This is a genomic window from Akkermansia sp. 54_46 (assembly GCF_001917295.1).
In the GTDB taxonomy this organism is placed as follows: Bacteria; Verrucomicrobiota; Verrucomicrobiia; order Verrucomicrobiales; family Akkermansiaceae; genus Akkermansia; species Akkermansia muciniphila.
In genome coordinates, this window is sequence record NZ_MNUD01000004.1 from 21,723 (window position 1) to 28,962 (window position 7,240).

Annotated in this window: 1 protein-coding gene, 1 tRNA gene and 1 pseudogene; 2 read left to right on the forward strand and 1 reads right to left on the reverse strand. The window is 59.4% G+C overall.

Annotation, left to right across the window (positions count from 1 at the left end; all coding sequences use genetic code 11):
• Positions 1-65: 65 nt before the first annotated feature.
• Positions 66-144: transfer RNA gene (locus BHW66_RS01905), tRNA-Asp, on the reverse strand.
• A gap of 375 nt (positions 145-519) precedes the next feature.
• Between BHW66_RS01905 and BHW66_RS01910 the strand changes: the two genes are divergently transcribed.
• Both BHW66_RS01910 and BHW66_RS01915 read left to right on the forward strand, forming a co-directional pair.
• Positions 520-6,369, forward strand: coding sequence for an autotransporter-associated beta strand repeat-containing protein (locus BHW66_RS01910; RefSeq protein WP_286688835.1), 5,850 nt, complete (start codon positions 520-522; stop codon positions 6,367-6,369).
• Positions 6,366-7,240 (forward strand): annotated as a pseudogene (locus tag BHW66_RS01915) (autotransporter domain-containing protein); the annotation flags it as partial. The gene BHW66_RS01910 and the pseudogene BHW66_RS01915, both read left to right, overlap by 4 nt.

The following is a 7,240-nucleotide window of genomic DNA, read 5'->3' on the forward strand; positions in this document are numbered from 1 at the left end:
TTCCGGAATTCAGGTTTTCTGGACGAAAAAAGCCGCCCGGAGGCGGCTGTTTCTTCTGAACAAGGTGGCGAAGCGGACGGGGCTCGAACCCGCGACCTCCAGCGTGACAGGCTGGCGCTCTAACCGAACTGAGCTACCCGTCCCTGCCTTGCGGCGGGGACGGGAAGGCTTATACAGGCGCTCCCGCAGAAATGCAAGACAAGAAATCATTTTTTCCTGCATGCGGGGTTTTCTTGCTGGGAGAAACAGGTTAAATAACCGGACGGATTCGAAATCCGTTGTCAATGACCATTTTTGAGGCCAAGCCCTTTAGGAAGCATGGAACGGCCTGAAAGGGGAAAGAGAAAAAACGGGGATACCAGTTTCAAGAATCGGCATTATTAATATTTTAATCATTATCTGGGTTAATTCGCATCATTTGCGGATTTCGAATCCGATATTGCATATGGTTAATAGCGTATTTTATCTCTGTTGAAAAAATTACGTCGTGTTGAACATATTGACTATTAGTTATTTTTTATGAAGCTTCATCTGCCTGTCAACTTGTTGTCCGCTCTTCTTGCCTGCTGCGCTGCGTTGTCCGCCTCTGTTCAGGCTGATCCCCTCACCATTACGACCAACAAGACGTTTGATACGGACGTTACCTGGAATGAGGCTACGACCATCGGCGCCAACGACCTGACGCTGACCATTGAGGCCGGAAAGACGCTTACCCAGGCGGAGGGTGCGTTCAATATTGGCAATAACAGCCTCACCATCACCGGCGGCGGCGTTTTCAGGATTAAAACGGCGGCTACGCAGAAAATCGGGAGTGATCCAATCTCCAAAACACTGACTATTAATAACGCCACGCTGGATTTGAGCTCTCCGGGAGCCAGCCTCAGCATGACGGGGGATAATTATACGCGCTACAAGGTAACCGTCACCAACGGCGGCGTGCTGCGCGTGGGAGAATATACCTATAACGGCGCGGGGCTGGGTTCCATGGCCGTCAATACGGGGTACTGGACCTTGAACAACGGGCGCTTGGAGATTACCAAGGAAAGCGACGGAACCTTCGGGAACGGCCTGACAGTCGCCGCGGGCGGCGGCGCCGTGGAGGTGGTGAATGCCGGCAGCACCATGTCCATCACTGCTGACGACACTCATAATATCCAGCTGAACGGCGCCCTGACCATTACCGGGGCAGGGAACATGATCACGGGCAGTGACAATGCATTCCGTGGAACCGGGCGTTTGATCAAGGACGGCTCCGGAACGCTGACCCTGGCCAATTCCTCTTCCTTCACGGGCGGCGTGGAACTGAAAGGGGGCACCCTCATTGTCAGCCATGCCTCCGGAATGGGAACGAACAAGAACCTTTCCGTAACGGGGAATGCGGCCATCGGCGGCATTTCCGCGGGGTACGGCGGCCTTTCCCTGTCCGCGGGAGCGGGCCTGGACGTCTCCGCCGTGGACAGCAATGCCGGCCTGTCCATGACCGCCGGCGTCCTGTCCCTTGGGGGGCAGAATACGATGACCGGCAAACTGAACCTGGGAGCGGCCGTGCGGATTGACGCCACTCACATGACGGTGAACGGCAATCCCCTGCTGGCCCTGAACGGCGCCCTGACGGTGAACGGCAGCCTGCTGCTGGAGAACAGCGACAGCGTGAGCTGGAGCGCGGGCACGTACAATCTGATTAATGCCACGGGCGGCATCACCGGGGATCTGGCCAATACCATTCTGCTGGGGACCGAATACATCGGCAACTGGAGCACGACGGACAATACCCTGAAATTCGTCGTGGCGCAGGTCACGTCCCTGACCTGGACGGGCGGCGGAGACAATACGTGGACGGTGGGAGGAACGGGGGATTCCCCCTGGAATGCGGGATTGCCTTTTGCCAACGGCAACGGAGTCATCTTCGGTGACGTAGCAGGCAATGCGCCGCAGACCGTGAACATCGCCGGGCAGGTGAATCCGGGCCTGATCGTCGTCAATGCTGACGCAACCGGTTATACGTGGACGGGGTCCGGTTCCCTGGTGGGAAGCTCCAAGCTGCAGAAGACCGGCAGCGGAACCTTGTCCATCGCCACGGACAACGCCGGTTTTTCCGGAGAAGTCCTGCTGGGCGGCGGCACGGTGGAAATGCGGCATGACGCCGCGCTGGGTGCCGGCAGCATCATCTTTAATGGAGGCTCTCTGAAATACGGCGCTGGGATAACGGCGGACATTTCCGGACAAATTCAGACAGGCGCGTTGGCTTCCAACGCTGTTCTGGTGGATACGAACGGGAATGCCGTCACATGGGCATCCCTGGCCGGCTGGATGGGAACCATCACCCGCACGGGAGAAGGCAGCCTGAATCTGGCGGCGGGCGCCTACGGAGGCAAGCTGATTAACAGCGGAGCCGGCTCGCTGGTGATCGGAGCGGGCAACGCCACGCTGGGAGGAGGCATTTCCGGGACGGTCGTCAAGACGGGTGACGGCACGCTGTCCCTGAGCAGGGACGCGTTCAACGCATCGGCGGGAGGGACGCTGGTGGTGGAATCAGGCACTCTCGCTGTTGCGGCAGAGGGGACGTTAAGCTCCGACCTGAACATCACCCTGGGAGAAAACGCGGTGATGCAGACCGGCTGGGCCACCAACATCACCGGCACGGGCATATTGACGATGGGGAACGGTTCCAAGCTGCGCCTGCTGAACGGGAACGGTAACCGTCTCATCGACATGCAAATCCGGCTGGGCGCCGGAGAAGGCGGCTATGCCGTCATTGACGGCTCCAGCAATGGAAATAATGCCACGCTGACCTCCGCCATCACGGGAACGGGCGGCCTGAAAATCATTTCCGATGTTGGGGGCAACGGCTGGAATTTTAAAACGGGATGGGTGAAGAATTCCTATGACGGCGATACGGAAATAGCCGGAACCGGTAGTAACATCAGCCTGACTTATAATGTCGGCACAGCCTCCGTCGCTGCCGGACAGGTGCTGACCCCGTGGGGGCAGGGCAGCGTCACGCTGGGCGGCAGTGAAAAAAATGTCACGGTGACGTTCAACGGCTTGAATGCCGCAGCCGCGGCGGGGGGAGTGTCCCTGGACGGGGATGTCACGCTGAAAGGGACGAACGCCGCGACCGTCCTGAACGTCTTTACCGGAATCACAGGAACCGCGACGCTTAACGGCAAGGTGTCCGTGGAAACGTCCGGCAGCGGAACGGCGACCCTCGCCGGAGGAGACAGCCTGCAGATGCTCGGCGGACTGGGCGGTGCGGGAACGCTGGCCGTCACTACCCGCAACAACGCGGGCTCCCTGACGCTGGGCGGCGATGTTGGCGATTTTACCGGAACGCTGAACCTTTCAGGGAACAATCTTTACCTGAATGCGGATACGGCTCTGGCCGGAACATTGAACGCTTCCGCCGCCAGGGTGACGGCGCTGCGGCAGCAGAACGTGACCGGAACACTGCACGCCTCTTCCCTGGCGGTTGACGGAAACGCTTTGAGCGCCGGAGGGGCGGCTCTGACCGTAAGCAACCTGTCCCTGGGCGAGAAGGCGCTCGTCAGCCTGGATATCAATGAAAGCGTGAGCGAGGGGACGTACACGCTGGTTTCCTGGGAGAATCTGGCGGCCGGCAATTTCGCGGATGGCGAGGAGATGTCTCTGACCGGAACGCTGGCCGGCCTGTACCAGGGAACCTTCAATGTGGATGTCTCCGCCAAAACGGTGACGGTTTCCGTCAGCATGGCGGACGACGTGGTGGTCTGGGACGGCAACCCGATAGGAGCCGTGACCAATGCCACGACCTACCTGTTTGACGGAACGCATACGGGAACGGCGTCCCTGACGGGGGTTGTGAATGCCAAGGCTGTTTATTTCAATAACGGAACCGGCCAGGACCTGGAACTGACCAACGATGGAGGCAAGCTTGCCGGGAACGGAACCATGACCAAACTGGGTGAAGGAAAGGTGACCTTCAACAACTCCAACAATGATTACTCCGGCGCGGTGAACATCAAGGAGGGAACCGTTGCCGTGAAGGCGAACAAGGCCCTGGGAACCGGGGCGGTGACCGTGGAGGAGGCCGGACGGCTGGAAATCGGCGTTGCGGGAGGGATTGCGGATATTCTGGGAGACGCCATGCCGACGATCAATGGAGGAACGATCGCCTTTGTCTCCGGGGGAATCAATACTCTCGGGGTTGATCTGGCCAATGGAGCCGATATCAATCTGGAAGTGTCGGGGGCGGGAACATCCCTGACGGTTTCCGCCGCCCAGACGAAAACCGGCATGACGACGGTGGGAGAGGGTGCGGTTCTGAACCTCGGCAAGAATGGAGGCGGACAGCAATCCATCCTTTACGGCGATTTGATAGTGAACGGCGGCACGCTGAACACTACCGCGGGCGATCCGTTCGGTTACAACAACAATGGGAATTTCGGCACGTTGACCCTGAATAGCGGCACGTGGAATGTCGACGGACCCAATACCACCATGGCCAACACTAGGATGGTGTTCAACAATAGCCGGATTATGTTGAATATGTCTGCCTCTAGCAGCTCGGGAGCCGGTTTTGACCTGTTCAGCGGCACCAATACTATCGTGACGCAGCAGTCCGCTGCCGGGATGAGCGTCTTTTCCGTGGCGGAGGGAGCTCCCTCTGTCGGGCTGACCCTCCGCGGCGGAACGGCTGTCTTTGATATCGCCCGCGGTAATTTTGCGCTGGACGAAACCAATACGGCGGATTTGAAGCTGGATGTGGTCGTTAACCAGGAAGGTAACGGAACCAGCTTTATCAAGCAGGGGAACGGAGTGCTTCAACTGACGAAGGCGAGCAGCTATACCAATGCGACCCTGATCAGGGAAGGAACCCTCCTTCTGACAGGATCCGGCACTCTCGGTTCCGGAGCGGTGACGCTCGGCGGCCTGGGAGACGCCTTCCTGACATACGCGGTGGATTCGGAACAGACCGTGGCCAACGTCATTGGAGGAACGGGCACCATTACCCAGCAAGGCGGGCAGGTGACCATGAGCGGGAACAATACCTATGAAGGCCTCACCATCGTGGAAGACGGGACATTGGTTGCCGGAAGCGCGTCCGCCTTCGGCTTAAGCACGGTCACCGTCACTGGCGGGGTTTTGGACATGAACGGCCAGGCTCTGACGAACGGCATTACGGTTTCCAACGGAACGCTGTCTCGTGCCGGCGCGTATGCCGCTGCGGGCGGCGTGCAGGTCGAGGCTGGAGAGCAAAACACCGTCACGACGCAAGGGCTGGCTTCCTCCGCCCTCTCCTCCGTCATTCTTGCCGCGGGGGCCCGTCTGGACTTTCAGGATGAAGAAGGCAACGCCGCCGCCCTGGACATGAGCGGCAAAAAAGTTGTCCTGACGCTGGGAACAGGCAACGTTTCCGTTCCCGCCGGAGAGCCGGGGGAGGCGATGATTGGCGCTTCCTCCCTGACACTGACGGGAAATGAAACAGAAATCGACTTGAGTAACGGGGCGCTGGTGGATTTGCTTAAAACTACCAAAGACTCCGCGGAAGGCGTACGCCTGCTGCTGACGACGGGCACGCTTTCCTTCTCGGATGCGGACACTTACAGGCAGCAGCTCCAATTCAGCCCGCTGCTTTCCTCTCTGGGCTACGCCGTCACGGGAACGGACGGGGGAGCTTTGCTGATCAGCGGTAATTCCAATCTGGTTTACCTGGTAACCGGAGGGGAAGGCTCCTATCCGTCTTCCATTGCAGATTACCCTGCCCTGGACGCCTATAAGGCCGTTGTTCTGGACTCCGGCAAGTCCCTCAACGTGGCATTGTCCGGAGCCCCGGACAACGGGGAAGGGCTTCACGTCCGGAACCTGGTGGGGCTGGAAGGCTCTTCCCTGAGGGTCACCAACTCCGACATGACTGAAAACGCCATCGTCATTCTGGACAACGCCGTTCTGAATCCCGAACTTGATTCCGGAGTGACGGATCCGGCCCGGGTAGGAACGGATACGATCATGGGCGGCAGCATCATCGGAGGCGAGGCGGTCACCTTCATCAAGGAAGGAACCGGGACGCTGACGGTCGGAGGAACGATGGACGTGGAAACCCTCGCCCTGCGAGAAGGAACCATCGTCCTCAACGGGGCGTCAAACACCCTGGACGCCCTCACTCTGGAAGGAGGCGGCCTGACCATTAACGGCAACGCCGAAGTCGGAACCATCACCGGCACGGAAGCCGGAGGAACCCTGACCATCCAGGGAACTCTCAACCTGACCGGAACAGGCAGCATCAACAACGGAGCCATCACCGGAACCGGCTCCCTCCGCATCCGGGAAGGAGCGGAACTGGCCCTGGGCGGAGAAGCCCGGCTGGACGGAACCTCGGCGCCCTGTCCATGAACGGAGGCAGCCTCTCCATCTCCTCGGCGACAACCTCCTCCGGAACCTTCTCCGGCACGCTGGCAGGCAGAGGCGCATTGAAGGTGTCCGGAGGCATGCAGACGCTGGCCGGGACAGGAAACGCCGACTACACCATAGAAGTGTTCAACGGAACCTTGTTGCTGGAACATTCTTCCGAAACGGTTTCCTATGGAGCAATTACGGTAGGTGACCAGGGAAGACTGACTCTGGGCAGCACGGGAACACCCAATTGCAGGCTGGAACTTGGTTCCGGAGGTCTGGCGGTTCAGTCCGGAGGTACCCTGACTATTAATCTGGATGCGGCCACCATGGATCAACTGACGGCTCTGATGCCGGTCATCCAATCTCAAGGGAACATCTCCTTGGAAGATGGAGCGACAGTAGTAACCCACAACCTGAACGCCATGACTACGTCGGAAATGGAACACCTCTCCCTGACGCTGTTCACCTCCACGGAAGGAACGGCCACCCTGGGGGAAGTGACCCTGCAGGACGATATCCTCAGTTCCATGTACAATGACCTGAGACTGGAGGTAGTCGGCAGCTCTATCATCCTGACCGGGACGGCACGCCAGGATAATGTCTTTGCCGCCTCGGCGGAAACCTTCAATTCTACCTCCGGCGCCAATCTCCTCTGGGGAGGCAGGTTCAACCTGGGTGTGGACTCCCAGCTGAAGACCCTGTATAACGCCGTGTTATCCCTGCAAAGCAGCGGCGACCGCGCGGGAGCCTCCCGCGCCATGGCGGCGGCGGCTGGGAGCACGGTCAACGCGCTGGGGACGGCGCAAAGGGACGCCCTGCGCGACCAGATGGGCTGGATCAGGAACCGGACCACCCTCATGGGCGTCAA